This is a genomic window from Moritella sp. 28 (assembly GCF_018219435.1).
In the GTDB taxonomy this organism is placed as follows: domain Bacteria; phylum Pseudomonadota; class Gammaproteobacteria; order Enterobacterales; family Moritellaceae; genus Moritella.
In genome coordinates this window covers 1,818,026-1,844,539 of record NZ_CP056121.1, presented here as the reverse complement: position 1 = coordinate 1,844,539, position 26,514 = coordinate 1,818,026, and the positions used below count along the sequence as shown (strand labels likewise).

Below are 26,514 nucleotides of genomic sequence, written 5' to 3'. Positions count from 1 at the left end.
GGTGTTTTGGATTGTTCATTGCTCACTTGATACCGCAGCTGCCGCCGTAGGCTACATATTGAATTGTATCCGTAGAAGAGAGTTGGGTTTGGAGTCTCTACCGTCAAGAGTCTCTGAGAATTGGCTTGTTAAGTATTTATATTCTTACGTTTTCCCATTATTGACCCGACTCAAGTAAAACATAACTGAATTAGATTAATGCTTATCTAGTACTCTCAACTCCTATCTTTATGATATTGTTGTTCTTTTACATTATAAAACAAGGATTCGTCATGACTTGTCAAGTAGAAGGTGTGGTATTTGGCCCAGAAAGTAAAGAGGCTATTAAAAATATCAGAGATATAAGTAGAAGCGCTCAGATTTTAAGTGTTACTTTAGGTGTTTCTATTCTGAGTGATATTTAAGTCATCTAAACTGACTGCCGCTGAAAAAAATTCTGGAGATGTGTATACAATGAAACTAGCTAAATTTGTGATAGCAACTGCATTACTAAGTTCTAGTGCATGTGCAGTGCAACCCGAACATTACCTTGCGTATGAAGCTAAAGTGAAGAGCTGTGTTGAAATAGAAAAAAGAAAACCAGCCATCTCTTTGGAGCAATTAATCGGACTTCCTAGAGAGGCTGTTGCAAAAGGGGTCTTTTATTATAAAGCTAAGAATCTTGTTGATTGCTCAGCTAAAGAAGAATTGTACTCATTAGCTCAAGCCTTAGTGTTCAATGATTCCAGTGATATTGACATGGCAGCATTGACTTACATGTATTTATCTATTGCTCTAGTAGGTAAAGAATCTAATTTCAATCAAGTACCTTCCAATGTTAGAAATAAAATAGAAAAAGCGCTTCAGAATAGAAACCTAGAAGTGAACTTAGTTTCATTATACGATAAATTAGGGACTATGAAGTAATGGTAAAAGGTATGTTCACGTAGCCAAATTAGCTGTACCACTGCATATCAGTATATTATGAGTGAGTTGTAGCTCTAAGCTACTTTGGTGCAGAACTTTGTTAGGTGATTTGCTCTCTTAGCCAATAAAGTTGGTCGTAACAAGATTATGCAAACGTTGCTAAATGCTCTTGCATTATGTCTCTCAATCGCTTTAACCCCTTCCCTTTATTCACGGTTTTCCAAGCAAGGTAAATGCCTGAGACTGGCTCCCTTTCGCCTAGGTCAATTTCGACTAAATCACCCGAATTTAAATGTGATTGAATACGTGTTTTCGGCAGATAGCCTACGCCAATGCCAGCAATAATAGCTTGGATCTTGTGTTCAACTGAATTGACGTAAAAATGTCGACTCTGTTCAATAATGTTATTTGACCAAGGTATGGCAGTTCTTGCCGAGTCGTGCACAACGACGGTCCGGTAGTTATCAATTTCAGATTTGCTGACAGGGGCTGTAAAATTAACAAGCTCATGGTCTTTAGGTACAACGAATATTTTCTGCAGATTGCCTAAGGCGGTCACACTAATGCCTTGTTGATTCGGTATAGGCTCGGGTGCAGCAATAACCAAATCGGTGCGATCTTCAATCAATGCTTCCCACGAACCATTCATTACTTCTTCATTCATGTCTACTTCAATATTCGGATGCTCATTTAAAAACAGCGCTAATGGTTTAAGTAATAGCTGCATGTCAAAAAGAGAATCGAATGTGATATTAATTTTAGGCTCCCAGCCATGGGAGATGGTTTGTGTTTGCTCGGTCAGTTTACTCACGGCACCAAGTACCTTACGGCCTTCATCGAGTAAGTGGCGACCCGCAGGCGTTAATACCGACCGCCTACCCTGACGCACAAACAAAGTCACCGCCAGTTGTTCTTCTAATTTCTGCACTATGTAAGAGAGCGCCGAGGGTACTTTGTTTAATTGCTCAGCGGCGGCGGCAAAACTACCACGACGATCAATCGTATCAAGCACCTGTAATGCTTCTATCGTTATCGGAGATTTATACATTCATCGCCTCTCTCTTCTTAGTATTTTATTGTCACGCTTATACACGCCATCAATTGTTCAAATATTTTGAACATACTAAACAAATTTCAGCTGTTATTCCAATCCATTTAAGCGAATACAATAGCTACACACTTATAAGACATACTTAGAAACACATTAACGAATCAAAGAGAGCACAACATGAATACTTCAACAATTAAGAAAATATTAGCATCAGATAACACTTTTTCGGCATTACCACTGCGCTTAGTTGCAGGCATTATTTTTACCGCTCACGGCGCGCAAAAACTGTTTGCTTGGTTCGGTGGTTATGGGCTCGAAGGCACAGGTCAATGGATGGAATCTATCGGCCTAGCACCGGGCTACTTAATGGCGATGATGGCAGGCAGTGCAGAATTTTTTGGCGGCCTACTGCTTATCCTTGGTCTACTCACCAGACCAACAGCGCTGGTATTGTCACTAACTATGATCGTCGCGATTTTTAGTACGCATATCGATAACGGGCTGTTCGTGAGCAACAGCGGTTATGAATTTGCCTTAGCACTGTTTGCAATCAGTCTGTCGGTAATGCTGCAAGGCGGCGGTAAATTATCAATCGATAGCCTTATCGTGAGCAAGCTTAGTTAATAAACCCGATGGCGCTAACACAACATAAATTAGGAGTATTATCATGGGATTAATCGTTAACGGTAAATGGCATGACCAATGGTACGAAACCAAAGGCAATAAAGGCCAATTTGAACGTCAGGCAAGTCGCTTCAGAGATACTATTTCAAATGAGGAAGGTAGCCGCTATCCGGCAGAAGCAGGCCGCTATCATTTGTATGTTTCGTTAGCGTGTCCTTGGGCGCATCGCGCTTTGATTTTTAGACAATTGAAGCAACTCGAAGACATTATCTCTATTAGCGTCGTTAAACCTGAAATGCTAAACAATGGCTGGGAATTCGGTGCTAATAGTGACGATAGCAACGACTACAGCGATACACTCTATCAAAGTGACTATGTGTACCAGCTTTACCTTAAAGCAGCACCTGATTATGAAGGGCGAGTTACCGTACCAGTATTGTGGGATAAGAAAACACAAAGCATAGTGAACAATGAATCAAGCGAAATAATTCGTATTTTTAACACTGCGTTTAATGAGTTAACGGGCAACCACGATGACTATTACCCAACTGATTTACAACCAGAAATAGACACCATTAACGAACGTATTTATGACACGATAAACAATGGTGTCTATCGTGCAGGCTTTGCCACGACTCAAGCAGCATATGACCAAGCTTTTGACGCACTTTTTGCCAGTTTAGATTGGCTTGAAGCGCGACTTAGCAACCACCGTTATTTACTGGGGGAATACCTAACAGAAGCTGATTGGCGATTATTTACAACATTGCTGCGTTTCGATGCCGTTTATCATGGTCACTTTAAGTGTAATCGCAATAAGTTAAGTGAGTTCCATCATATCAGTCACTATGTACGTGAGTTATTTCAGTTTGAAGGGATCGAAAGCACTGTCGATTTGGAATATACCAAGATCCATTATTACGCGAGTCATGACACAATTAACCCGACTTTGATTGTCCCGCGTGGCCCACAGCAAGATTTCACTGCACCGCATGATAGAAATCGATTAACAGGTAAAGTCTAGTGGGAGGAAAATACAATGATAAAACACTATCCTTTTCAGCAGATTGGCAAAGCAAACCACGGCTGGTTAAAAGCCAATCATCACTTTAGCTTTGCTAATTATTACAATCCCAAAAGAATGGGATTTGGTGTGCTAAGAGTGGTTAATGACGACTGGGTTGCGGCAGGAACAGGATTTCCAGCTCACCCACACCGAAATATGGAAATCATTACTTTTGTACGATCCGGAGCGGTCACTCATCAAGACAATACTGGCAATAAAGGCGTGACCCTCGCAGGCGAAGTACAAGTAATGAGTGCAGGCTCAGGTATTACTCATTCGGAATACAATTTAACAAAAGAACCATTAACGTTATTTCAAATTTGGATTGAACCAAATAAGCAAAACGTAAAGCCGAGATGGGGCAGCAAACTGTTTTCTGAAAATACTGATACGATTAATAATACCGCTACGTTTCATCATACAGACAATACTAAGCTCCCCCTACTCGTTTCTGGATACCCAGGCGAGCAAGATAACGCACTCTTTATCAATCAAGCCGCGCGTATCTATGGTGGTAAGATTAAAAAAGGCACAAAATTTACTCACTCAATAGAGCACCAGGCATATATTTTGGCATCCAGTGGAGAGTTTGAACTTATTGATAATCAAAGGGCAATATTGATGAACAAAGGCGATGGTGCAGAAGTAACGAGACAAAAGGAAATCACGATCAAAGCGCTATCCGATGCGGAGATCATCATTATTGATGCACCTGCCCAATGATATTTTGTTTATGTTGCAGCAATAGCGATCAGACAATCGCTATTTTTTTAAGACAGTTGGTTTATTTGTGTAAATGTTCCCGGCATATAAGATCAATGTCATTTATTGAGAGTGGTTCCTGTGTCAACTCACAAAAATAACCCTCATCACGTTTAGAATTATGTATACAGGTATGACATTGACCAAAAGATTTAAACTGATTCGCTGACTGCACTGCAAATAGCAAATCATGGAGCGCTGTGTCAATCGTATTAAATTTCTTATTACTAAATTGTTCACTCGCTTGTTGCAGTAGTGGTGAGATCTGCAACCCATTAATCAACGCTAGGCCAGATTCTGTCACTTTAAGGTGTGCAACACGTTTATCTTTACTATCCGCTACTTTCTCAATAAGTCCTTTTTTTTCAAGTATTTTTAGTGTTTGAGAGACCGAACCCTTGGTCTGATTTAAATAATCAGTCACGCCCATTGGTGTGTCTGAATAACGGTTACATATCGACAGATAATGTAACGCTTCAAATTGGATGGGCTGTAAACCATATTCAAGCAAGCGATTACGTTTTTCACTGCGTAGCAAGCTAGAAAGCCGCTCTAATGTTTGTTGGATCATTGATATACTCATTCATATATAGTATCGAATAAACACCATATTTACAAGCTAGAACCCGAAATGTAGTGTCGAGCCGACACCATTTGACAACGCGAGATGCCCGTGTACACTTAGTGTTGACTCAATACTAATTTTGGAGATAGTTATGAAACACCATTCTTTATTTATTACAGCCTCTTTGGCACTGTTGTCCTCGTCTTATGCATTTTCTGGCGGCTCACATGATGGGGGCATCCACGCGAAAGTCGACCCTACGGGTAACACACCAGCTACCTTTGATATCGTTCATGCCAAGATAACGACCGACAAAAATATTGCGACTTTCCACATGGCAGTGTCTGAAAAAGCAGGGACAAGTAAACCACTTGCGTCGGGTAAATTAGCGGGGAGTAATGTGTTTTCATATGTATGGCCGACTTCGCTTAATAGTGCAACGGTTGGCTTTGAAAAAGACGCCGGAATATTAGCCTTAGCAGTAACAGCCCATGCCGATTTTGATGACACGCCTTTATACGATGAGAACTCAGATAATAATCCAGCCAATGATGGTGATGTTTGGCACAGCCATTGGGTCGTCTTACAAGGTAATGAACAGTGCGGTAAAGGTATGCTGGCAGTAGTTGATATTCCGGAGGGTACATCGCCAAGACTGCCTAAGACATGGCCGGGACTTCCCATTCTACTAGATAGTCCAGGTTGGGATCCTACTTTCAATAACGAAACCGTTGAAGTAAAAGTAGCCTTTGATTCTAACGTTGATATTTCCAATACCAAGTATGATGGCGTTACCGCTGGCCTACGCGTTAATCAAAGTGTTCATGCACCATTACTATGTGTAGTCAATGTGATGGACGTTGCCTCTGGAGATCTAAGTTTACCCGGTAAAGTAAATCAATAAAGAAATAGGCAGGTGTTAGCGCGCTTGCCTATCAATTAATCCCATAATCAATGAGGTAATTAGAATGTCTATATTCACCGAATACCCAATAGCACCCGAAATTGAAGCGAGTACTTGGCTAAATACGACAGCACCGTTACCCCTATCTAAAATGAAAGGATCTGTCGTTGTTATTCATGCATTTCAAATGTTATGTCCGGGCTGTGTGTCACACGGGATACCACAAACCAAAATGATCGCTGAAACATTTGCAGATAAAGACGTTAAGGTTATTGGTCTTCACACTGTATTTGAACATCACGCAGTAATGACAGCTGACGCACTAAAAGCATTTATCCATGAATATCGCATTACTTTTCCAGTTGCCATCGATATGCCAGCTTCAACGGGTTATATACCAAAGACAATGCAACGCTATGAAATGAGAGGAACGCCTACACTCATCTTGATCGATAAGAATGGCAGAGTAAGGCTAAATCACTTTGGTCGAATGGATGATATGCAAGTTGGTAAACTGATTAGTGAACTCGTCTCAGAAGCAGCTGCACTTACCAGTACTACTGAAAAGGAAGAGTCGACTTTAGATTCATCTGAAAATAAATGTGATGATAACGGCTGCTATATTTAATGCCGATGCGCCTAAGAACTGAGTCTTAAGCGCTTTATGATGACCCACTCCAACCTACCTTTTAGTATCTTATATAGCGCTAATAACCGTTAATTATGTTCGCTATTTAGATGGCATATTCCATGTTCATTATCCTACTTACATAACATTTCACTTTCTTTACATAGGTTTAATTGTCCTTGTAGCTCTGTATAGGTATATTGCTGCCAGAAATCAACCTAACTGGAACTAATTATGAAATTTAAGCGCGCCATCTTCCCTGCAAGTATCCTTTCAACTGTCACTCTTATGGGTTGTAATTTAGATACCAATGACGAATATTCACAAACACAAACACAAACACAAACAGAAATCACAGCGATGAGCGGGTATTTAGGAAGTGCTCTAATATGCAGCGCCGAAAAAGCTGAATCTTGTAATGAAGACCGAAGTAATGTGCTAGGTACAACCAACAGTAATGGTAAATTAAATACGAATGAAACATCTCTCCAACATCCCTTGATTGCAAGGGTTCAAGAGGGTATTTCATTTGATAGTGATAAAATAGGAGTAGCCAGAAAAAGTTATACTTTATTTGCTCCTGCTGGCAGCACAGTTATAACACCATTTACAACAATAATGTATACCAAGAAAATTGATATAGAAACCTTAGCTGGCTGGCTAGATATGGAAGTAAAATTTATCTCAGGTGATTATATTGCATTGAAATCAAATGAGGACGATAACTACAAAGCCCAACAAGCACACCTTTTAGCAAGATCAATCAATGATTTAGAAGTGGACTCCGAAGAGGACCTCCGTAAATTAGGCATTTTCGTAAGCGGATTAGCTAGCAACGGCAATAAACTAGATGAGGTGAAAATAATTCGAGGTCCTAGCGAAAATTTCATCGAAGAAGAGGCTAAACACAATTCACTGGCTACCTATGTTGACGGTAATAAATTTACTTATCGTAGCTTAAATGAAAGCCATCCCACTGATGAAGGGGATTATAAAAATGGTGAATTAACAATAGAATACATTGATAATGAATTAAATGTTAACGGCTCTCATGATCTTTATTCCTATACAGCATCAGGTAGTGTCATTAAAGCGCCAGGTGTTGGTTACATCGATACATATTATTATGCGAGTGATGATGTTGCGTTAGTTTCAACATCCCGCTCAGGCTTAGATTTAGTTACAAAAAAATCCCTTTCTAACACTGAGAGTATTAGTATTAGCACTATGGATATTAAATTAGAAGGTAACTCTTGGTTTTATATATCACCAACAGAGTCTTTGAAATTAGCAGATATTACCAAATTTAGTTTTAATAATGATAAGACGCTAACCATTAAGATTAACGATGATAATGAATTTAAAGGTACATGGAAGGCCGAGGGAGACCAGCTGTCAATCAATAGTGACGATCACCGAATGAGTTATAAATTCGAATTCAAAATCGATGATGATAACGTTTTACCTGTAATCAACACTGTAGATGGAGAAAATCAGTACGGGTTATTTATTGGAACGTTGGAATTTGCAGAACAGATAAAGAAACTATGGAACAAGGACAAGCATTAAATAATCCATTCATAAAATAATCACCTAACGGTAAGCAAGGAAGCGAACCGTACTCACCTCGAAATGATATTTGATTAAGTTATAAGCGCAAACTACCTTTATAGTACGCTTAATTAAATATACCCAAACTACTTCAAAATACGATATCAGAGACCCTATAGCATGGAAAACTTATATGTAATCCTGCCTATGTTACTCAAGATTGCCGTCGTTGTGGCAGTGCTTCTTCTGCTGCCTTTGCCGCTCACTTGGTTAGAACGAAAAATTGCGGGTCATATCCAACAACGTCCAGGCCCTATGCGGGTTGGCTGGCACGGTTTGTTACAGCCCATAGCCGACGGCATCAAACTACTGACGAAAGAAGATCATATCCCCAGTGCCGCCGATCGTACCCTGTTCAAAATGGCCCCAGTTGTCGCATTAGTGCCGCCTTTTGTGGTGTTTGTCGCCATCCCAATAGGGGAACCGGTAACCATTTTTGGCACTGAATTAATGCTCAGCCTGTCAAATATGAATGTAGGGCTGCTGTTTATTCTCGCCGTTAGCGGCATCGGCATTTTTGGGACCATCCTCGCTGGCTGGGCCTCTAACAGTAAATATGCGGTGCTCGGCAGCCTCAGAGCAATAGCCCAGATGATTAGCTATGAAATTCCCATGGGATTCTCTGTTATTGGCGTGGTGATGCTGGCTAACTCGATGAATATGATGGACATAGTGGCCGCCCAAAAAGACATGTGGAATGTGGTCTATCAACCCTTAGGCTTTTTTGTATTCTTTGTGGCTGGATTGGCCGAAGTCCAGCGGATTCCGTTCGATCTGCCAGAGGCTGAAGGCGATTTGGGTGCCGGTTACCATACCGAATATAGCGGCATACGTTTTTCCCTTTTCATGCTTAGCGAATACTTAGGCGTCGTGATCATAGGCTTCCTCAATGTGATGCTGTTTTTTGGCGGCTGGCATGGCGCGCCGCCCTTTATACCAGATACTGTTTGGCTGTTACTCAAAGTTGGTTTTTTCATCTGGGTATTTATGTGGTTCCGTTTTACCTTTCCGCGTTACCGTTATGATCAGTTAATGGCGATTGGCTGGAAGGTGCTTTTACCTCTGTCGCTAATAAATATTTTAATCAGCGGATTATTTATGTTTTAAGAACATCCGTTACCCAGAAAAACGGGATAAGCAATGAGGTATCGATAGTACCAGGAGGCCAATATGGCCAGAACACGACAACAAAAGCAAAGCTGGATCGGATGGCTGTTGTTCAGCGATCTGTGGCGCGCACTGCGGCTGACATTACGTTATATGTTTTCCAGAGTTATTACACACAGATATCCTGACCATGAAAAATGGCGGCCTTACCATCGTCATCGTGGGCATCATTTCATGAAAACCAACGATGAAAGCGACGTGAACTGTGTCGGCTGTGAGCTGTGTGCAAAGATCTGTCCCTGTGACTGCATCACGGTGGTGCCCTATGAAGATGAAAAAGGTAACCGACGGCCAAAAGTCTTTGATATCAATTTGTCGCGCTGCCTTTATTGCGGTTTGTGTGAAGATGCCTGCCCGGCTGACGCTATAAAGCTCGGTCAGGAATATGAGGTTGCTAGCACCACCACCGAGGCGTTAATCGTGCACCTTGACGATCTCATCGCTGCACCACACAAAGCTGAAGAAGGGGCAGGAACAGTCATCCCTGCATCGCTGGATAAAAATGGTAGAGGAAAAACCATCACTCAGGATAACGTAAAAGGCCACGACTGGTGGCAATTACTCAAACGAGAAAAATAACAAAAAAGGATTAATCAATGGAGCAGCAATTTTTTATATTACTTGCCTTGGTTGCCATCGGCACTGGCTTGCTGGTTGTCGTCGCCAGAAATCCGATCCACAGTGCCCTGTCTCTTGTCGCCTGTTTTGTGCAGATCGCGGCCCTGTTTGTCCTCCTAGGATCGCCGTTTCTTGCGGTAATCCAACTGTTTGTTTATGTCGGTGCCATTATGGTGCTGTTTTTATTCGTCATCATGATGCTAGACGTACGCAAAGAAGCCCATGGTCGGTTTATCAATAACAGTCGCTTTATTCAAAAAGGGGCAATACCGGCCATAATCGCGCTGTTAGCACTAGCAACTGAACTACTATTCCTACTCAGCCAAAGTAGCCGTCTACATGCAGTGATGGCACAGCAAAGCATCATTGGCGATGAACCAACCAAGCAACTAAGCTTAACCTTATTCAGGGATTTTCTGCTGCCCTTTGAAGTGGCTTCAGTCATCCTACTGGTCGCCCTGATCGGCGCGGTAGTCCTGGCCCAAAGTAACGATCGTAACGAACACAAAAAAGGGGCAACCAAGGAGGCACCAAAATGATCCCCATCTCTTGGTATTTGATATTAGCCGCCATTTTATTTGTCATTGGCGCTGCAGGCGTATTACTACGGCGTAATGTGTTGATTGTGCTGATGTCTCTCGAACTCATGCTCAACAGTGTCAATATCAATCTGATCGCCTTCGGGTATGAAATGAACGATCCTCGCGGCCAGATCATGGCTATTTTTATTATTGCAATCACCGCAGCCGAAGTCGCCATTGCACTTGGCATACTGGTGGCTTTATTACGTAACAAACGCACATTAGAAGTGGACGACCTGACAATCATGAAAGGCTGAGACTGGAATTGATGACTCTTATCAACATGGAATTACTGAATTGGGAATTAATATTATCCATAAGGCCGGCCTTAGCAGTCACAGTCTCACTCATCACTGCGGGCGTCATACTGTGCCTGCATAACCGCACCAACGCACGGGATGCGGTATCGGTTGTTGCTGCGGTGATAAAGTTCATCATCGTTATTTCAATGGCGCCATTAATACTGGCTGGCAATACTGTCGACCTGACCTTATTTGAAATCCTGCCAGGTGTTGATTTTGCGTTTCGGGTTGACGCGCTGGGCATGGTATTTGCCACAGTATCCAGCCTATTATGGATATTAGCCGCCATTTATTGTATCGGTTATATGCGCAGCCAGAATGAGAAAAATCAGACCCGATTTTATGCCTCTTTTGCCGTCTCGCTATCTGCTGCTGTGGGGGGCGCATTTGCCGCTAATCTGTTTACGCTGGTGATCTTTTACGAACTACTCAGCCTTATAACTTACCCATTGGTTTATCATAAAGAAAACCAGGCATCCTGGAATGGTAGCAAACGATATATCGTCTATTTGGTGGGGGCCTCAAAATCCTTTTTACTTGCCGCACTGGCGCTTACTTATCAACTTACTGGCAGCTTTGATTTCTTACCCCAAGGCCTGTTTAAAAATGTCGTCGCCGCCGATGGCTTATTGATTATTATCTATTTCTGCTACCTGTTTGGATTTGCCAAATCAGCCATCATGCCGTTCCACGCCTGGCTGCCAGCGGCCATGGTCGCACCAACCCCTGTCAGCGCTTTGTTACACGCGGTCGCGGTGGTAAAAATGGGGGTATTCTGTCTGTTACGGGTCATTTTCCATGTGTTTGGTATCAAGCTGATGAGTACCTTGGGTCTTGGCATCATCACCGCTTATCTGGTGTCTTTCACCATAGTTACCGCCTCTATTTACGCCCTGACCCGAGACGATTTGAAAGCAAGACTGGCCTACTCCACCGTCAGCCAACTCTCTTATATCATTCTCGGCGCAGCCATGCTGACACCAGTGGCAGCCATAGGGGGAATAATCCATATCGCCGCCCATGCCTTTTCAAAAATCACCCTGTTCTTCTGTGCTGGCTCTATTTATTGTGCCAGCCACCGCAAGAAGATCAGTGATCTTTCCGGCATAGGTAAAAGACTGCCTATCACTATGACTGCATTTTTCATCGGTTCCCTCGGTATGATAGGCATCCCGCCAACCGGTGGTTTTATCAGTAAATGGTATCTAGTAGTGGGGTCTGTCGATGCCGGACAGATGGCGCTGTTAATCGTACTGCTGGTTAGCGCTGTGCTTAATGCGGCTTATTTTCTGCCCGTCACCTATAAAGCCTTTTTTGAGCGGGAAGAAACACCCAAAGACCCGTCACTGGTGGCGGCCAATGATATCCACGAGATCCCAATGGTCGCAGTGCCCTTACTGATCACTGCGCTATTGTCTTTGCTATTGGGACTCTATCCGGACTATTTTTTAGGCTTAGCCAATACCTTAGTCACAGACGTATTTGTCACAGGAGAATCGCTACCATGATGGAAAAACTAGTCAACTTCTTTGGTGACAAAGAATACACAAGAACACGCTGGCGCCTGTTAGTCGTCATTTTAGTGGGCATAGTCATTGCCGATTTTCTGGTTGCCAGACCTCACGGTTATAACTTTTGGGATGCAATACCCGGCTGGGGAGCGCTGCTTGGGTTTATCGGCTGCGGCTTGATCGTATTAATCAGCAAATTCATCGGCAAAAAAATCGGTATCTCCAAGAAGGAAGACTATTATGACTGAATGGTTCTCCTTCTCCATGATGCCAGCCGTTCTGCTACTCGTCGGCGGTCTGCTGCTGCCGTTATTTAAAGGCAATAGCCAAAAATCTTACTCAATCATCATTCCACTGCTGGTGATCTTTTCTCTGACCCAGATGGAAATGGGGAGCGTCGGCGAAATTGACTTTGCCGGTATCTCATTAGTCATGTTCAACGTTGACAAACTGAGTCTATTTTTTGGCTGGGTATTTGCTATTGCGGCGCTGATCGGCAACATTTATAGCTTGCATATCAGTCATACAGGCCAAAGAGTGGCTGCGTTTCTTTATATGGGTAGTGCCTTTCTCGTACTCTTCGCAGGTGACTGGTTTACCCTGTTAGTCGGCTGGGAGATCATGGCATTTGCGTCTGCTTACCTGATCTTTGCCACTCGAAAAAAAACCGCTGTGAAAGCAGGCTTTCGTTATCTAATGGTGCATGTCACCGGCGGGGTATTACTGTTTGCTGGTATTGTACTACATGGCCTTGAAACCGGGTCTTACTTGTTTGGGCCAATCGATGGCGCACAACAAGGGGGTATAGCATATACCTTGATTCTGATCGCCTTTATGATAAATGCCGCGGTTCCACCGTTAAATGCCTGGCTCACAGATGCTTATCCGGAGGCAACAGTGACAGGCGCGGTATTCTTAAGTGCCTTTACCACCAAAACCGCTGTTTATGTGATGATCCGCGCCTACCCCGGCGCAGAAATCCTGATCGGTTTTGGGGTTTTCATGGCGCTTTATGGGGTGATATTCGCGATGCTGGAAAATGATTGCCGTCGCCTGCTGAGCTATCATATTGTCAGTCAAGTCGGTTACATGGTCGCAGGCATCGGTATCGGCACCGAAATGGCCCTGAACGGTAGTTCTTCCCATGCCTTCGCACATATTATCTATAAAGGTCTATTGTTTATGGGGGCTGGCGCTGTCATTCATATGACAGGCAAACGTAAGCTCACCGAACTCGGCGGCCTCTACCGAACGATGCCCTGGACGGTAGCGTTTTACATGGTTGGCGCATTTGCTATCGCAGGCTTTCCTTTCTTCAGTGGTTTCGTCAGTAAAAGTATGGTCATCGCCGCGGCCGCAGGAGATCATCATGCGACAGCCACGCTGTTACTTATGTTAGCTTCTTCCGGTACCTTCCTGTCAACAGGGCTTAAACTGCCTTATTATATGTTTTTTGGTAAGGATTCCGGCCTCAGCCCCAAAGATCCACCAATCAATATGTTAGTGGCCATGGGTATTGCCGCGTGCTTCTGCATTGGCATCGGACTCTTTCCTGCTCTGCTTTATAACATGCTGCCTTATGCTGTTGAATTTGAACCCTATACAGGTGCACATATCACCGAAAGTCTCGGTATATTGATGTTCACCCTGTTGGCTTTTGTACTGTTACTTAAATACCTCAATCCCAAGAATACCATCAGCATCGATACCGACTGGTTTTATCGGCGCGGGGCGGCTGTATTTATGTGGCTGGCCAATAAACCCGTGCTCCGGTGGGAACAGATGGTCATCACGCTGGGTGATGGCGTGATCCTCAATACCCTGCATCGATTGTCCAAACACAGCCTGACAGTCGATACTCATGTTGTCGATGGCGCGGTTAACGGCGTGGCGAAAACAGCAATGAAAAGCGGTAACTTGTTGCGCCGCCTGCAAACTGGCATTATTTCCCATTATGCCCTTGCGATGGCGATTGGCCTGTTTTTAGTGATCGCCGTTTATATGCTGATTGGGGATGAGGCCTTATGACAGACTCCTTGATGACCAGTTTATTCATAGAAAATGTCCCGATATTAAGCATATTGATATTTTTGCCTGCAATAGGCGCATTATGCGTGCCCTTCCTATCAGGTAAAAACGCAGTGCGCTGGTTTACGTTGACCATATTGTTTGTCGATTTCCTCATTGCCACTTGGTTGCTGGTCATTTTTGATAATAGCACCGCCCAAATGCAATTTGTGGAGAGTAAACCTTGGGTACCCTCTCTGGGCATAACCTATAAATTAGGTATTGATGGAGTCAGTGTTTTATTTCTATTCTTAACATCCCTGCTCGGCTGGATCTGTGTGTTGGCGTCCTGGAACGCCATTGATAAACGCCTCAAAGAATTTATGATCTGTCTGCTGGCAATTCAGAGCCTGATGCTTGGGGTTTTCTGCGCGTTAGATCTGCTGTTATTTTATGTATTTTGGGAAGCGATGTTAGTCCCCATGTATCTGATGATAGGTATCTGGGGTGGCGAAGATCGCATCTATGCCGCGTTTAAATTTTTCCTTTATACCCTTGCTGGCAGTCTGATTTTTCTGGTCGGGATATTGGTGCTGTATTTCGAAGGTGGGCGCACCTTCGATATCTTGGTATTAATGGATGTGTCATATGACTTTGAGCTGCAGCGCTGGGTCTTTATCGCGTTTCTGATCGCATTTGCGGTCAAGGTGCCTATGGTTCCCTTCCATACCTGGCTACCGGATGCCCACGTACAAGCCCCCACCGCGGGCAGTATTATTCTGGCTGGGGTACTGCTAAAAATGGGCGCATACGGTTTCATTCGTTTTTCGTTGCCAATGTTACCCGATGCTGCCCATTATTTTGCCCCGCTAATACAAGGGTTATCGGCCGTCGCAATTGTCTATGGGGGCTTCCTCGCATTAGCGCAGCAGGACATCAAAAAACTGATCGCGTATTCTAGTATCAGCCACATGGGATTTATCACTTTGGGGCTTTTTACGTTCACGACCAATGGCACAACCGGAGCCGTGATCCAAATGTTTAACCATGGCATTACCACGGGTGCCTTGTTCCTGTTTATTGGCCTAGTGTATGAGCGCACCCATTCACGGGATATTCCGGCTTATGGCGGTTTACTCAAGGCCATCCCCTTTTACGGCATATTTTTTGCGATATTCTTACTCTCTTCCATGGCAGTGCCCGGCACTAACGGATTTATTGGTGAAATACTGGTGCTGTCAGGGACTTTTGGCGTCAATAACGGGGCCGCAACTGCTGGTGTGTTAGGCGCTTTGCTCGGCGCAGCTTACCTGTTAAGCATTTATCGTCAGATGCTATTGGGACCAGTCCGTATTCCAGGTGCTGCCAAGATGTGGGATCTTAATGTGCGAGAGATTTGCTGTGCGCTGCCGCTCCTGCTCTTTGTGTTCTGGCTTGGATTTTATCCTAAACCCTTCCTCAGTATTCTGCAGCCGACCCTAAAACACCTGCTTGAGCAAACAGTAGGAGCAGGCTTATGAGCGACATCGCAGAAAAACAAACAGCTGCTGACTTAGCTACTGTAGATCTAACGGCTATCAGCCAATCAGTATTGGCAAGTGGGCCAGAAATTATCATCATTATCGGTGCCTGTGTGGCGTTGATGTTATCGCTGGTGCCACACCCTCGCCAGAATCAACTGCTGGCAGGTGTTTCGGTATTCATGATTTTACTTGCCGCCTGTATGAGCTATGCCCTATCCGACTTTCCGCAAACAGCTTATGCCGGTATGTTCGTCGTTGATGGATTTTCCACTTTTTTCAAAGTTATCCTTTATCTTGGCACCACGTTAACCGTGCTTATGTCAGGTAACTATCGAGCCAGTAACGGACTAATCAAGGACGATGTGTTCCAGGGTGAATATTATGCCTTACTGCTGTTTGCACTTTTGGGTACGATGATCATGGTATCCAGCACCGATCTCCTGCTCATCTATATCGGTCTGGAACTACAGGCGCTCTCGATTTATGTGTTAACGGGCTTCCTCAAGACTGACCTAAGATCCAATGAAGCGTCTTTAAAATACATCATTCTTGGTGCTTTTTCGTCCGGTATTATCCTTTACGGCATGTCTTTATTTTATGGTCTGACCGGTACCACTAACCTCAACGATATGGCTGTAGCGCTGTCTACCTTGGACTTGTCCGACCCTATGTTGATCCTCGCTACCTTGTTTATGCTGGTTGGCCTGCTATTTAAAGTCGGTGCCGTCCCCTTCCACATGTGGGTACCAGACATTTATCAAGGCGCACCGTCACCGATCACCGCTTATATGTCGGTGGCCTCCAAAGCGGCCGCATTTGCCGTTATCATGCGCATTTTCATGCAGGATCTTTCGGTGCTACAGCCCATTTGGATTTTAAACATTACGGGTATTGCCGTACTGACGATGACGCTGGGCAGCTTTGTGGCACTAGCACAAAAAAACATCAAACGCATGCTGGCTTATTCCAGTATTGCTCACGCTGGTTTTTTGATGCTGGGCCTAGTGGCTGGTGGCAGAGACGGGATGGCAAGTATCATGCTTTATCTACTGATTTATACGTTTATGACAATCGGTATTTTTGCCGTCATCATTCTATTAAATAAAGGGGTGAGCCTCGGTGAGCCAATCGAAGACTTTTCTGGTCTGGCAAAAACGCATCCAGGCCTGGCATTTATGAGTTTGATTTTTTTATTTTCTCTGGCTGGAATTCCGCCAACCGGTGGTTTTTTTGCCAAGTTTTATGTGCTAACAGCGCTTATAGATACAGGTCATGTGATATTGGCTGTGATCGCCGTGCTGTTGAGCGCCGTCGCGGCTTGGTTTTACATCCGTATCATCATGTTGATGTATGTACAGCCACCAGCTCCAGTACTAACACAAGCGGCCGAGATGCAGCTTACCCCATCCATACGCATTGTTTTGTTAATCGCCACAATAGGCACCTTAATGACTGGCGTGTTACCCGCCTGGTTCCTTGGTTTTGTAGCCGATTCAATCCCCCTTGGTCTTGGATAAAAGCCCAAAACAAGACTACAGTTAAAAAGAGCATAGTTGTAGGAGAACAGAGTAAATGCCTATTGATTTTTTACCGGTGTTTTTGATGGTTGCGGTTATCGTTACACTGGCCGCATTTATCCTGACCGTCTCCCGCCTGCTCAGGCCAGACAATCCCTATCCAGAAAAGAATCGGCCCTATGAATGCGGTATAGACCATGTAGGGGAAGCGTCAGCTGGATTATTTAAAGTGCAGTATTTTGTGATTGCCATTCTGTTTGTCGTATTTGATGTAGAAACCATGTTTCTGTTCCCTTGGGCGATGGTGCTGGCAGACCTCGGCTTGTTTGGTTACATCGAAATGTTTATTTTTATCATGATGCTGTTGGTTGGATTTATCTACGCTTGGATAAAAGGAGCCTTAGAATGGGAAGTTTGACAGAACGATACAAAGATAATGTACTTTTTACCACTTCCGATAGCATTATCAATTGGAGCCGAAAATCATCCCTGTGGCCGGAAACCTTTGGCATTGCCTGCTGCGCCATAGAAATGATCGCGGCCGGCTGTGCTAGATATGATCTTGACCGTTTTGGTGTCGTTTTCCGCTCCTCTCCCCGCCAGTCTGACGTGATGATCATCGCTGGAACTGTGACCAAAAAAATGGCACCAATTATCAGGCGTCTTTATGATCAGATGCCAGAGCCAAGGTATGTGATAGCCATGGGTACCTGCGCCATCTCAGGTGGTGTTTACAATACCTATTCTGTGGTGCAAGGTTCAGACCTTTTTGTCCCGGTTGATGTTCATGTAGCCGGGTGTCCGCCTCGCCCCGATGCACTCTTACATGCCATGGTGCTACTACAAGAACAGATCACCGGTAGCCGTCAGTCTAACCAAGCTCAAGGACAAGCCTCCCCGCCGCCAGCCTTTGAGAAAGAGAATATATGATCATGCCGAGCCAGTTTCCACTTAACAAGCTCATCGATAATTTCAACGGCCGCATCAGCATAGATCCAAACGTCATCGATATGCCCTGTGTCATCGTCAGCCCGCAAAACCTAGTGGAACTGTGTTTATTTCTGCGCGACGACGACGCATTCAAATTTAATTTTATGGCTGATATTGGCGGTATTGATTTTTACCCAGATACCCCACGCTATCAACTTGTCTATCACCTTTATTCAATTTCACTGGGCTGGCGAGTACGCATAAAATGTCCGCTAGATGACCCACCCAAAGTACCGACCATCACCCACCTCTGGACCACTGCTAACTGGCATGAACGGGAAGCCTATGACATGTTTGGTATCGTCTTCGAAGGTCACCCAGACTTGCGCCGGATCTATATGTGGCAAAACTTTGAAGGGTGGCCCATGCGTCGTGATTTTCCGCTGCGCGGTTACAAAGATAAATATAATCCATTTGGTGAAGAGAGACCGACCACCACACAGGGGCCCGTCGGAGATATTCTATGACTGATGTCAATATCATCCACGAAAGCAAACAAGAACATGGCTTAAGCCGCGAAGTATTGATGAACCTTGGGCCACAGCATCCCAGTACCCATGGGGTATTACGTCTGTTACTACAAATGGACGGTGAAATTGTAAAACGTATTGAACCACACATTGGCCTATTACACAGAGGTACCGAAAAGCTGTGTGAAAGTTTCACTTATACCCAGATCTTTCCGCTCACCGATCGGTTGGACTATCTTTGCCAACCCTCCAATAATCTAGGCTATGCGCTGGCGGTAGAATCCTTACTTGATATCAAAGCCCCGGAACGGGCGCAATATATCCGGGTATTAATGGCAGAACTGTCTCGGATCTCTGGGCATTTACTGATCACTGGCGCGCTACCGATGGACGTTGGCGCAATAACAACCTTGCTCTATACCATGCGTGACCGAGAAATGATCATGGACCTGATGGAGATGATCAGTGGCGCACGTATGCACACCTCCTTCTGCCGAGTTGGTGGTGTAAGAGAAGACCTGCCTGATGGCTGTGCCGAACGTATTATTGAATTTTGTGACATCTTCGAAAACAGCATTTCTGATTATGAAAATCTGGTGGGAAACAACCGCGTATTTCTTGCTCGGGTAGAAAATGTCGGCAACATCACAGGGGAGGATGCAATCGCCCTCGGCCTTAGTGGTCCCTGTTTGCGGGCTTCCGGTGTGGACTGGGATATCCGCCGAGATGCCCCTTACGAGATTTACGACAGACTCGATTTTAACGTTATCGTACGCACCGATGGCGACTGTTATGACCGTTGGAAATGCCGGGTCGACGAAATGCACGAAAGCCTGAAAATGATCCGCCAATGTGTTGCACAAATGCAGCCGGGTCCATTTTTACTCGATGACCCTAAGATCGCCTTTCCAGTCAATAAAGACCTGCTGGCTCATTCTATGGAAGCTCATATCCATCATTTTAAACTGGCTGCCGAAGGTTTCAAAGTACCCAAAGGCGAGGTTTATACCGCCATCGAAGCGCCAAAAGGGGAACTTGGTTTTTACATCATCAGTGATGGCACTGAAAAACCGTTCAGAGTCAAAATCAGAGCCCCCTCTTTTGTTAACCTACAGGCGCTGACCGACCGCACCACTAATCTTAAATATCTGGCCGATGTGATAGCCATGATAGGTTCACTCGACCCGGTAATGAAGGAGGTGGACAAATGACCGCAGAATATTCCAAACAAACTATCATAGCCGATCTTACCGCCCCTATCGCAGACATTGTAAAGCGCTATCCGACCCAGCGCAGCGCGATCATGCCAGCGCTTTATCTGGCTCAGGAGAAATATGGTTTTATCGACGAAACAGCCTATCTGGCAATCTCAGAGATCTTAGACGTACCGGAGATCTGGGTGTTTGAATTGGCCAGTTTCTATACCCTGTATAAAAATAAAAACATCGGTAAATGTCACCTGCAGATCTGTACCAACGTCCCCTGCATGTTACGTGGCGCGTATGACATGCTCGAACACCTACAAACCCGACTCGGCATTAGCCAAGGAGATACCAGCAAAGACGGTCTTTTTACCCTGAGTACAGTGGAATGTATCGGCTCTTGTGATGTCGCACCCGCCATGATGGTTAATGAAACCTATCACACCAAACTATCCAAACAGAGCATAGACCAATTACTCGATCAATTAACACAGGCAGAAACCGAATCCTTAGCAACAGATATATTGTCGTTAACGCAGAATACGTCTTCCGCAAATAATGAGCCCTTAGCAAATGGACAGCCGTTAGCGAATAAACAGTTTTCAGAAAATACAGAGTCGTTGACCAAGAGTGAGCCAACAGCAGGGCCAGAGTCATGAGCGAATTAGTATTGTTAAAACATATCACTCATCCAGACTCTACTGATATCGAATTTTATGAAAAAAACGGTGGTTATCAGGGATTAAAACAAGTCCTGAGTGACTATTCCCCCGGTCAGGTGATCGAAACAATCAAAACATCCAGCCTGCGCGGTCGTGGTGGTGCCGGTTTTCCCACAGGCTTGAAATGGAGTTTTGTGCCCAAGGATGATGGCAAGATCCATTACCTGTGTTGCAATGCCGATGAAGGGGAACCAGGCACATTTAAAGACCGACTGCTGATGGAACGAGACCCACACCGGGTAATTGAAGGTATGATTATTGCGGCTTACGCGATTCAATCTCAGGTAGCTTATATCTATATTCGTGGTGAATATGGTGTATCAATTGAAAAGATATCACAAGCGATCAAAGCCGCTCACGCCAGAGGTTACCTTGGCAAAAATATCTTTGGTTCTCGTTTTTGTCTCGATATCTATATCCACAAAGGTGCTGGTGCTTATATCTGCGGTGAAGAAACGGCACTGCTGGAATCAATTGAAGGCAAGCGTGGACAACCCAAATTAAAACCGCCTTTCCCAGCAGTATCAGGTCTTTATGGCTGCCCAACCGTGGTCAATAACGTCGAAACCTTGGCCTGTGTCGCACATATTTTTGCCCGTGGCGTTGACTGGTTTACCGCCATCGGGCCTGAAGATGCACCCGGTCCACGTCTATTTGGTCTTAGCGGACGCTTACAGAATCCAGGGATCTACGAGTTACCAATGGGACTTTCGCTGCGTGAGTTGGTTTTTGACTATGGTGGAGGCCCTTTGACCGGACAATTTAAAGCGGTGATACCAGGTGGATTATCAGCACCCATGATCCCTTTAGCAGGACTTGATGTGAAGATGAACTTTGCCGATTTGGCGGCTGCCGACAGCATGATGGGCTCAGCTGCAGTAATCGCACTGGATGAGACAACCTCGATTCCAGTCATTGGCAGACGGATAGCCGAATTTTTCTCTCATGAAAGCTGCGGTAAATGTACACCTTGCCGAGAAGGTCTGCACTGGGCCAGTAAGATTCTTAACCGCATCGAGTCTGGACAAGGTCGCCCAGGAGACCTAGAGCAATTACAAGTATTATGCGGCGGTATATTTAACAATAGCTTCTGCGCGCTTGGTGTCGGTGCATCATGGGCAATAGGAGCCACCCTGAAACATTTTAGCCATGAGTACGACGCCCTTATCACCCAACAAACCATCCCTGTGCGCGACAGGACACGCTTATGATCAAGCTCAAAATTAATGGTCAGGAGATTGAAGTAGAAGAAGGCACCACGATTCTTAACGCGGCACGCGCCAGCACTGTTGAGATCCCAACATTCTGTTATCAAGATAGGCTGTCCATCTTAGCCAGTTGCCGCATGTGTCTGATAGAAATCGAAGGCAGACCAAAACTAGAGCCCGCTTGCGCCACCGTCGTATCTGAAGGCATGGCAGTACTCACCCATTCGCAAAAAGTGGTTACCAGCCGCGAAGATATGTTGGAAATCCTACTGGCTAATCACCCACTCGATTGCCCGGTCTGTGACAAAAGTGGCGAATGTGAACTGCAGGATACGGTGTTTGAATATGGCAAAGGAGATTCAAGGCTTGCAGATCCAAAACGCGTATTTAGAATCGACGATATTGAACTGAATAATGTCATCACCTTTAATGCCAATCGCTGTATCCAGTGTCAACGTTGTGTCCGGGTTTGTGAAGAAGTGGTCGGTGATGTGGCACTCGGCACTATGGAGCGCGGGTTAGATTCAGAGATTACCGGTGTCGGTAACAGTTTGAAAGATTGCAGTCATTGCGGCAACTGCATCGAGGTCTGTCCGGTGGGGGCGCTGATGAGTACGCCATACCGTTATAAGGCTCGCCCTTGGGATCTTGAAAAGTTTGAAACCACCTGTGGCATGTGCGGTACTGGCTGCAGTATGACCATAGAAACCCGTGAAGGTAAACTTGCGCGGGTAAAAAGCCAATACAAAACGGGCATCAACGGTGAACTGCTGTGTGCGAAAGGCCGCTTTGGGTTTGATTTTATCGACGGAGGTGAACGCATCACCCAACCTATGATACGTAAAAATGATGTCATGACACCTGTAAGTTGGTCCGAAGCGTTAGATTTCATCATCAACAAAACTCTGAATACCCTCAGCAATAACGGTCATATCAAAGGCCTTATCTCACCACGCCAAACCAATGAAACCGCCTTTATGTTTCAGAAACTAATGCGGGAAGTTTTCCAGTCGTCTGACATCCATGCTAGTTGTCGATTCTCAGGCCTGAACCTGCAACCGGAAACCAATGATATCCTGAACAACTTGCTCACCCAGACCTATAGTCGCCAACCACTGGCTGAAACCCTAAAAAGCGACTGTGTGTTTATATTAGGCGGTAACATCTGTGATGAAAATCCAGTGTCGAGTTACCTCGTCCGACAACACAAGCGGGACAATCATAATCACTTATTATTGGCAAGCTCTAGACCCAGTGCTTTAGATGATATTGCCACTGAAAAATTGCGTTTACTGCCTGGTAATGAAGCGAGGTTATTGGCGGCTCTGATTTCAGACCTAGCGGTATCAGATGACAGGGAAATGGCTGATTTTGTTATCGCAGGTAACGTTATTCTGGAACAGGCTAATTCAATCACCCTATTAATAGGCACCGAGTTTATGCGGGGGAAACAGACCAAAGACTGTTTATTATCGATCGAAAAAACCACACAGCGTCTGCAACAACAGGGCAAAGCGGTATTTGTGCAATTCTTGTTTGACCGACCTAACCAGCTCGGTCTATGGCACATGGGCTGCCAGCCAGACTTGCATAACGATCAGTCCGGCTTACAAAAGTATCATCAAGACAATGTGCCAGATATGTTTTATGTGGTCGGAACTGACCCACTCGCTAACTGCTCTGCAGACGATCCATTGGAACAAGCGGCCTTAAATACCCCCTGCCTCATTGTACAAACTGCCTTTATGAACGCCAGCGCACAGCAAGCGATGGTTATTTTACCCGCGCCTTCATACGGGGAAGATAATGGCACTTATACCAACAATGAAGCAAGGGTACAAAAGGTTAGAGCAATCCGGCCACCAGCAGCAGATATATTACCAAGTGCAACTGTTTTTGCTCAGATAGCCAACTCATTGGGGGTGGATATTGGCTCAAGTAAAGTTAAGCAAATATTCAGTCAAATTAAACAGGAAATAAACGGTTATCAAACGCTCAAAGAAGACTTTATTTTTGGTCCCGAGCTCAATGACTATGGTTTAACAGCTACGCCTCCAACAATTAATGCATCAGCAGTTACAACGCCCGTGGTTAAGGCTCTAGCAGATACAGCGCCGACGGTCGATTACCTTGCTCTAGAAAATTACACGCTAATCACTGGCGACAGTCTGTTTCGCTCTGGCAAACTCACCGCCCAATCAAAAAACCTGTCAGGCCTCGGTCATAACACGTATGTAGAAATGAACCCCGGCGCAGATTATGACGAACAGCAGGATTATCAGGTGACCATTACCCGAGGCAACGTCTCTCTCACTGCGCCATTAAAAATAAACCGCGCGTTCCCTGACAAGCTGCTGTTTATACCAGAAGAACAATTATGCTCCCCTGCGAATAAAATCATCACAGCGGCAGAGTATCCTTGTGCCGTGGAGGTGGAGGTTAAAGTTTCGAACGAGAATAACGAACACACCTAATACCATCCGTATCTTCAAAAGGTCCTGATAAGCATATTTTATTGCCATTAATACTGTATGCATCAGCGTTAGGGTAATAGGGGTTACTGAACTTAATACTTTTTCCTTCGAGACTATTCTTACCTTCAAGTAGGCTGTTAACCAGTGATATTTTACCATTTAGATCATGTAACCTTGCCATCTGAGCATGATAACTGGGTCTGGCAAGACTGTTTAACACGCTGCCAACAGGGTTGAAGAAATCAACACCTTGCTCTTCATCGTCCTCCCCATCATCCAATTGCATCTTGGCGAATTCTTCAGCCGTCAACTCAGACATAGCAATCATATATTCAGTGGCCGGTATCGAACCGTTAATCGTCATGTTGGGCTTGAATAAAATATTCGCAATCCATCTAGGTAAATGACCATCTTTATTAAACAAATCAGGGCTGCCATCTAAACTGCGATATAACTCAACTTCCCAACCAAATTCTCTTATTGCCATGTTTTTAAAACTTAGTTCATCAACAGTTAGATAAGGCAAATCAATGTCGGCATGATAGTTATATTTATCACTAATGTAGGCAATTATATCGAGGTTGTTGGCGAGCAGATTACCTAAAATCAATTTCAAAACAAAATCATCTATAGCAGGAAACTGCTGATACAAGTTGTGTGTATCATCTATCAACAGCTGAACAGCTGAACTTGGCGACTGTTCAGCGGCTAACGTTAAGCTTTCCAATAGGGCAAGGCGGTTAGCAGAACGCAACGATTCAATTACTTCATAATCAATCAACATACTCGAGCCAACTAGGCTTCTGAAGTCTCTGAAGGATAAATATTTGCGGTATCTGGTTAACAATACTCCATGTTGCTTTAATTCAGCCACCCAAGCAGTGTCATTATTGACGACATAGTCAAAACAGTCTGCCTTTGAAAAGCGACAGTAAAGAGGATTTTCCTCTTGGGGCATAACAAGGGTTTTTAATATGTCGGGGTTTTGTTGTTGGTTTAACAGCTCAAGTCTTTCCCGGCCAAACTGAATAACATCAGCATCTGCACTAGCCATTATGCCATTGAGGTATAAGAAAGATTGGCTTTCGGCTTGGTCATTCTGCTCAATAGATTCAAGCCACTTTGTTGCAGTGGGCGATAGTGCGTCATCACATTTAAAGATAGTCAATGATATGACTGGAATGAGTATTAACAGTATATAGTGCATATAATCCTTTATATAACCCTTGATATAAAAACATCAACTTATCATCAATGCGATGGTAATTATTTACCACTCGATTTGAATTTTTGTCCCCACTTCAATTAGCGACATGAATTCATCCATTTCAGAATTAGTCAAAGCAATACAGCCATTCGTCCAATTAAAGCGCTGAGTGATACCAGAAAGCCAACCTAACTTATTACGTTGGCCATGAACCATAATGAGGCCACCAGCAGACACACCTCTATTTTCTGCATCGTCTAAATCAGATTGATTCGGATAACTCACATGCATTGATCTATAAAATGATGAATCTTCTTTTTTATAATCTAATGTATACGTTCCTTCAGGCGTCTTTTCATCCCCTTCTTGCAGCTTGTGCCCTTTAGGATTGGCGCCAAACGCGACATGATATTCTTTAATCACTATTTCATTTTCAATTAAGTACATTTTACTTTCTGATTTATCAACTTTAACCAAATCGATACCTGCAACAGCACTTAAAAATGGTGATACAGAAAAAGACAAAACGATAAGATTTACAAATGCTATAACGCGCTTTTTGTTTCTGTGCATTCACTAGGGTCCTTAAGTGAAAATGTTCCAACCATCTTTACAAGGATAATGACTCCCCCATGTCTAGTAACATTAACGTTTAACGACAATAAAATCATGGCCGCGATAATGAGGTATTTCATAAATACCCCTTTTGTTACAGCTTTGGTGTTGTTCAATTATCAATGAATCCATTCAAACATTACAATACGTTAAGCACATAACAGGTCTAATTCCATACTTATTTCATACGTCACTTACTGATTTATAAATTTGTACAGGAAGTCGTTTTAGGAAATTATTAAATACCCATCTGCAGCACTATTTTGTACACTATTGGCATATT

The 26,514-nt window shown here is 44.2% G+C and carries 28 protein-coding genes; 24 read left to right on the top strand and 4 right to left on the bottom strand.

Annotated features, from left to right (window positions below):
- The first annotated feature begins 272 nt into the window (after positions 1–272).
- A complete protein-coding gene (locus HWV02_RS22800) occupies positions 273–404 on the top strand; it encodes a hypothetical protein (RefSeq protein ID WP_255550621.1) in 132 nt (43 codons plus the stop codon).
- Between the two features lie 49 nt (positions 405–453).
- On the top strand, positions 454–906 hold the full coding sequence (locus HWV02_RS08240) for a hypothetical protein (RefSeq protein ID WP_211690147.1): 453 nt from the start codon (positions 454–456) through the stop codon (positions 904–906).
- 145 nt (positions 907–1,051) lie between these two features.
- Here the strand turns inward: HWV02_RS08240 and HWV02_RS08235 are convergent, their stop codons facing one another.
- The gene (locus HWV02_RS08235; RefSeq protein ID WP_211690146.1) at positions 1,052–1,954 is read right to left on the bottom strand and encodes a LysR substrate-binding domain-containing protein; all 903 of its coding nucleotides are present in this window, start codon (positions 1,952–1,954) and stop codon (positions 1,052–1,054) included.
- A gap of 180 nt (positions 1,955–2,134) precedes the next feature.
- Between HWV02_RS08235 and HWV02_RS08230 the strand changes: the two genes are divergently transcribed.
- The 3 genes from HWV02_RS08230 to HWV02_RS08220 are packed head-to-tail and all read left to right on the top strand — an operon-like array spanning position 2,135 to position 4,370.
- Positions 2,135–2,581, top strand: a complete 447-nt coding sequence (locus HWV02_RS08230) for a DoxX family protein (RefSeq protein ID WP_211690145.1) — start codon at positions 2,135–2,137, stop codon at positions 2,579–2,581.
- A 43-nt stretch (positions 2,582–2,624) separates the two neighbouring features.
- Positions 2,625–3,605: a glutathione S-transferase family protein gene (locus HWV02_RS08225; RefSeq protein WP_211679228.1), complete on the top strand. Its 981-nt coding sequence runs from the start codon at positions 2,625–2,627 to the stop codon at positions 3,603–3,605.
- 15 nt (positions 3,606–3,620) lie between these two features.
- A complete protein-coding gene (locus HWV02_RS08220; RefSeq protein ID WP_211679227.1) occupies positions 3,621–4,370 on the top strand; it encodes a pirin family protein in 750 nt (249 codons plus the stop codon).
- A 61-nt stretch (positions 4,371–4,431) separates the two neighbouring features.
- Here HWV02_RS08220 and HWV02_RS08215 read toward each other — a convergent pair whose 3' ends face one another.
- Positions 4,432–4,980: a MarR family winged helix-turn-helix transcriptional regulator gene (locus tag HWV02_RS08215; protein ID WP_255550620.1), complete on the bottom strand. Its 549-nt coding sequence runs from the start codon at positions 4,978–4,980 to the stop codon at positions 4,432–4,434.
- 145 nt (positions 4,981–5,125) lie between these two features.
- On the opposite strand from HWV02_RS08215, the gene HWV02_RS08210 reads away from it, so the two are divergent.
- The 19 genes from HWV02_RS08210 (at position 5,126) to nuoG (ending at position 24,409) form a co-directional block, all read left to right on the top strand.
- Entirely contained in the window at positions 5,126–5,878 is a 753-nt protein-coding gene (locus HWV02_RS08210; protein WP_211690143.1) for a hypothetical protein, read from the top strand.
- A gap of 64 nt (positions 5,879–5,942) precedes the next feature.
- A complete protein-coding gene (locus HWV02_RS08205; protein ID WP_211674882.1) occupies positions 5,943–6,506 on the top strand; it encodes a redoxin family protein in 564 nt (187 codons plus the stop codon).
- A gap of 234 nt (positions 6,507–6,740) precedes the next feature.
- The gene (locus HWV02_RS08200) at positions 6,741–8,075 is read left to right on the top strand and encodes a hypothetical protein (protein WP_211690142.1); all 1,335 of its coding nucleotides are present in this window, start codon (positions 6,741–6,743) and stop codon (positions 8,073–8,075) included.
- 162 nt (positions 8,076–8,237) lie between these two features.
- The gene (nuoH, locus tag HWV02_RS08195) at positions 8,238–9,224 is read left to right on the top strand and encodes an NADH-quinone oxidoreductase subunit NuoH (RefSeq protein ID WP_211690141.1); all 987 of its coding nucleotides are present in this window, start codon (positions 8,238–8,240) and stop codon (positions 9,222–9,224) included.
- A 63-nt stretch (positions 9,225–9,287) separates the two neighbouring features.
- On the top strand, positions 9,288–9,863 hold the full coding sequence (locus tag HWV02_RS08190; RefSeq protein ID WP_211690140.1) for a 4Fe-4S dicluster domain-containing protein: 576 nt from the start codon (positions 9,288–9,290) through the stop codon (positions 9,861–9,863).
- A 17-nt stretch (positions 9,864–9,880) separates the two neighbouring features.
- Positions 9,881–10,441 carry an NADH-quinone oxidoreductase subunit J gene (locus tag HWV02_RS08185; RefSeq protein ID WP_211690139.1) on the top strand — a complete coding sequence of 187 codons (561 nt, stop codon included), beginning with the start codon at positions 9,881–9,883 and terminating at the stop codon, positions 10,439–10,441.
- Positions 10,438–10,740, top strand: coding sequence for an NADH-quinone oxidoreductase subunit NuoK (gene nuoK / locus HWV02_RS08180; RefSeq protein WP_075473397.1), 303 nt, complete (start codon positions 10,438–10,440; stop codon positions 10,738–10,740). Before HWV02_RS08185 ends, nuoK begins: the two co-directional genes overlap by 4 nt.
- An 11-nt stretch (positions 10,741–10,751) precedes the next feature.
- Complete coding sequence (locus tag HWV02_RS08175) at positions 10,752–12,293, top strand: monovalent cation/H+ antiporter subunit D family protein (protein WP_255547119.1); 1,542 nt, start codon at positions 10,752–10,754, stop codon at positions 12,291–12,293.
- Positions 12,290–12,544, top strand: coding sequence for a hypothetical protein (locus HWV02_RS08170; RefSeq protein ID WP_211679220.1), 255 nt, complete (start codon positions 12,290–12,292; stop codon positions 12,542–12,544). Before HWV02_RS08175 ends, HWV02_RS08170 begins: the two co-directional genes overlap by 4 nt.
- Complete coding sequence (locus tag HWV02_RS08165) at positions 12,537–14,324, top strand: Na(+)/H(+) antiporter subunit D (RefSeq protein WP_255550619.1); 1,788 nt, start codon at positions 12,537–12,539, stop codon at positions 14,322–14,324. The genes HWV02_RS08170 and HWV02_RS08165 overlap by 8 nt, the downstream gene beginning before the upstream one ends.
- Positions 14,321–15,823: an NADH-quinone oxidoreductase subunit M gene (locus HWV02_RS08160; protein WP_211679219.1), complete on the top strand. Its 1,503-nt coding sequence runs from the start codon at positions 14,321–14,323 to the stop codon at positions 15,821–15,823. Before HWV02_RS08165 ends, HWV02_RS08160 begins: the two co-directional genes overlap by 4 nt.
- Positions 15,820–17,343: an NADH-quinone oxidoreductase subunit N gene (locus HWV02_RS08155; protein WP_211690138.1), complete on the top strand. Its 1,524-nt coding sequence runs from the start codon at positions 15,820–15,822 to the stop codon at positions 17,341–17,343. The genes HWV02_RS08160 and HWV02_RS08155 overlap by 4 nt, the downstream gene beginning before the upstream one ends.
- 55 nt (positions 17,344–17,398) lie before the next feature.
- Positions 17,399–17,761, top strand: coding sequence for an NADH-quinone oxidoreductase subunit A (locus HWV02_RS08150; RefSeq protein ID WP_211679217.1), 363 nt, complete (start codon positions 17,399–17,401; stop codon positions 17,759–17,761).
- Positions 17,749–18,273: an NADH-quinone oxidoreductase subunit B family protein gene (locus HWV02_RS08145; RefSeq protein WP_211690137.1), complete on the top strand. Its 525-nt coding sequence runs from the start codon at positions 17,749–17,751 to the stop codon at positions 18,271–18,273. Before HWV02_RS08150 ends, HWV02_RS08145 begins: the two co-directional genes overlap by 13 nt.
- On the top strand, positions 18,270–18,800 hold the full coding sequence (locus HWV02_RS08140; RefSeq protein ID WP_211690136.1) for an NADH-quinone oxidoreductase subunit C: 531 nt from the start codon (positions 18,270–18,272) through the stop codon (positions 18,798–18,800). The genes HWV02_RS08145 and HWV02_RS08140 overlap by 4 nt, the downstream gene beginning before the upstream one ends.
- Positions 18,797–20,014 (top strand): NADH dehydrogenase (quinone) subunit D, encoded by a 1,218-nt coding sequence (gene nuoD, locus HWV02_RS08135; protein WP_211690135.1) that lies wholly within the window; start codon positions 18,797–18,799, stop codon positions 20,012–20,014. Before HWV02_RS08140 ends, nuoD begins: the two co-directional genes overlap by 4 nt.
- Positions 20,011–20,664 carry an NAD(P)H-dependent oxidoreductase subunit E gene (gene nuoE, locus HWV02_RS08130; protein ID WP_211690134.1) on the top strand — a complete coding sequence of 218 codons (654 nt, stop codon included), beginning with the start codon at positions 20,011–20,013 and terminating at the stop codon, positions 20,662–20,664. Before nuoD ends, nuoE begins: the two co-directional genes overlap by 4 nt.
- Entirely contained in the window at positions 20,661–21,938 is a 1,278-nt protein-coding gene (nuoF, locus tag HWV02_RS08125) for an NADH-quinone oxidoreductase subunit NuoF (protein WP_211690133.1), read from the top strand. Before nuoE ends, nuoF begins: the two co-directional genes overlap by 4 nt.
- Entirely contained in the window at positions 21,935–24,409 is a 2,475-nt protein-coding gene (gene nuoG, locus HWV02_RS08120) for an NADH-quinone oxidoreductase subunit NuoG (RefSeq protein WP_211690132.1), read from the top strand. The genes nuoF and nuoG overlap by 4 nt, the downstream gene beginning before the upstream one ends.
- On the opposite strand, the gene HWV02_RS08115 is transcribed toward nuoG, so the two are convergent.
- Together HWV02_RS08115 and HWV02_RS08110 are read right to left on the bottom strand one after the other, a co-directional pair.
- Positions 24,375–25,616 carry a hypothetical protein gene (locus HWV02_RS08115; RefSeq protein ID WP_211690131.1) on the bottom strand — a complete coding sequence of 414 codons (1,242 nt, stop codon included), beginning with the start codon at positions 25,614–25,616 and terminating at the stop codon, positions 24,375–24,377. The two genes, nuoG and HWV02_RS08115, sit on opposite strands and share 35 nt — an antisense overlap.
- Before the next feature lie 63 nt (positions 25,617–25,679).
- On the bottom strand, positions 25,680–26,189 hold the full coding sequence (locus HWV02_RS08110) for a murein L,D-transpeptidase family protein (protein ID WP_211679210.1): 510 nt from the start codon (positions 26,187–26,189) through the stop codon (positions 25,680–25,682).
- Positions 26,190–26,514: the final 325 nt, after the last annotated feature.